Origin of the sequence: Gluconobacter sp. P1D12_c (assembly GCF_018812105.1) — a bacterium.
Classification (GTDB): domain Bacteria; phylum Pseudomonadota; class Alphaproteobacteria; order Acetobacterales; family Acetobacteraceae; genus Gluconobacter; species Gluconobacter oxydans_A.
Genome location: NZ_JACSIQ010000044.1, coordinates 1 through 2371, shown reverse-complemented (window position 1 = coordinate 2371; position 2371 = coordinate 1). Strand labels below are relative to the sequence as shown.

At 48.4% G+C, this 2371-nt stretch carries 3 protein-coding genes and 1 pseudogene; all 4 read left to right on the top strand.

What is annotated here, in order from left to right:
* Positions 1-360 (top strand): IS5 family transposase (locus KP705_RS15295; RefSeq protein WP_215764763.1); only part of this gene is annotated, 360 nt, incomplete at its 5' end.
* 101 nt (positions 361-461) lie between these two features.
* Entirely contained in the window at positions 462-740 is a 279-nt protein-coding gene (locus KP705_RS15290; RefSeq protein ID WP_211510743.1) for a hypothetical protein, read from the top strand.
* 319 nt (positions 741-1059) lie between these two features.
* Positions 1060-1299 (top strand): annotated as a pseudogene (locus KP705_RS15285) (Tn3 family transposase); the annotation flags it as partial.
* Positions 1300-1483: 184 nt separating this feature from the next.
* On the top strand, positions 1484-2371 hold an 888-nt coding region (locus KP705_RS15280; RefSeq protein WP_215764762.1), incomplete at its 3' end, for a Hint domain-containing protein.

Sequence of the window (2371 nt, the reverse complement as noted above, 5' to 3'; positions counted from 1 at the left end):
TTTGTCCTTACCGGAGGCCAGGTCTCGGACTACAAAGCCACAGACGCCCTGATGAAGCTGTCTGTCCCGCCCCCCAAAGCCATGCTGGCTGATCGGGGCTATGACAGCGACGGCTTCCGCCAGGATCTGCTGTTCCGTGGGATACTGCCGGTTATTCCATCACGCAAAGGCCGCAACGCTCCACAGAAAACAGACTGGCGGCGTTACAGAGACCGCAATCGCATTGAGCGGATGTTCAACAGGCTCAAGCAGATGCGCCGTATTGCAACCCGATACGACAAAACCGCCTTATCATTCATAAGCTTCCTCAATCTCGCCGCCGCGAGGCTTTGGATTGAATCTTTTGTCAACGTGACCTAAACTGGCTTCCTCTGATCGGCTTTGTTTCGGATGCCATTGTTCAAACCGTTCAGGAGTTACGCATCACCTGTGAAGCTCTCAGAACCCTGAATGCTGCATGGTTGACCCGTCGTTCGTTCCGAAAAGGATCAGCAGCGCTACGAACGCTTGATATCCTTAGGGATTATCCGGTTCTGACGGCTCCACGTCTGGGAACTTTGCTGTCGATTACGCCACCTGCTGCTCACACGGCAATTGGCCAACTTTGCCAGGCTGGGATCCTAAGAGAGCGAACTGGCTATGCCCGCAATAGGATTTACGTTGCAGATGAAGTGCTTGGCATCCTGAACCGACCTTTTGCGGAAGATCCTATCGTTCCAGGCACGGGCGCTCAACTCTAACGCTATTCCTTTGATTGTGGTCAGCGAGAAAACAAAACTTTTATATTATGATTTCCAGCAGTAAAAATTATGTCGCATAATATTTGTTATGCCAACTGTGATGCTTTTTGCACGCTGGAGTTTATAATCAATCGGTTTGATGCAGCCTTTTAAAAATCTCGCTCATGCCTTTGGCCAGGCGTTCATCCCGAACTGCGCGATTTCCATCAGCCGCTCTTCAACATCAAAGAAACCCGGCTACTTCATCTTCCGCCCCTTAATCAACGTGGAAGAAATGGAATCACAGAGAAAGCCTTAAATCCAGAGGGTTTTTCGAACCCTCCACCTCGTCGCCAGCGCCATCGTGCTCTGAAACACGACATATCTTGCCGCGGCAATCGCACATCTTGAAAAGCAGGGCCGGCCGGTGCCACGCGATCTGCTCCAACATCTGTCGCCACTGGGGTGGCAGCACATCACTCTGACAGGGGATTACCTCTGGACCGATCCTGTTCTCGAAGAAGGAGATCTCCGGCCCCTGCGCCAGATTGCTCGTCTGTCACAGACCGCAGATCGTTAGCGTATATCTGTGCCCGTTTTATGTATCACCCCCTTTCTGTGCATTTTCGAGGCAGAGGTTACCCTTAAATCTTATTTAGTATTTTACTAACATATTTAGTTTACTTTATATTCGCCCCCCCTTATAGCCACCCATCACGTAACCGTTATCGGTTTTATGGGTTTTCAAAATAGGGATCAGTATAATGGCGACACAAACTTGGCCGTCCGGAACGTGGGCTAGCTTTAGTGCGGGCTCTTCGGGAACAACGACAACTATGGTCGGTACTCCGTCGGGTCAGTACGGAACACTCACTTATGCTGGAAATTTAGTGATTTCCGGATCGTCTTCGTCTACTGCCATTTCCGAGCTTAAGCAGACATCATCTACAGACACCATAACAATTGAAAATGGTGCGGTAATATCTGGATCAACACTGGATGTTTCAAATTTAACACTTGACGGTGGGACTATTTCTTACTCAGGGCAGGTTACGTCATCAAAGACAACAATAACATTGAAGCATGATAATACTCAAGGCAATAGTATTACACTTCCAAGTTATGACTTCTCTGGAAATGTAATAATAAAAGGCCTTAGTCCTGCAGATAGGCTATCTATAACTTATGGAACAATATCAAGCGTTACGGATATTGCATCTGGAGAAATTGCTGTAACATTAAGCAGTGGAACTGTTATAGATATTTATACGGCTATCAATCCGTCGACCGGAACATATTTTACAGCAAGCAGCTTCACCTATAGCGGTAGCGATTTGACGTGCTTTCTCTCCGGTTCGATGATTGAGACGTCAGATGGACTTGTTGCCGTTGAAGAGCTTACAATCGGTTCTGAAATTATTACTTTTAACAACGGTATCGAGATCTTACGCCGCGTCACGTGGGCGGGGCATGCGCATTGTACGGTGCGACCATATCTTCCACTGGATCAGGCGGGCTATCCCGTCCGTATTCTGAAGGACGCAGTATCAGACGGCGTCCCATTCAAGGATATGCTCATCACAGCCGAGCACTGTCTGTTTTTTGATGGAAAATTCGTTCCGGCCCGTATGCTCGTAAATGGTCGTTCGATC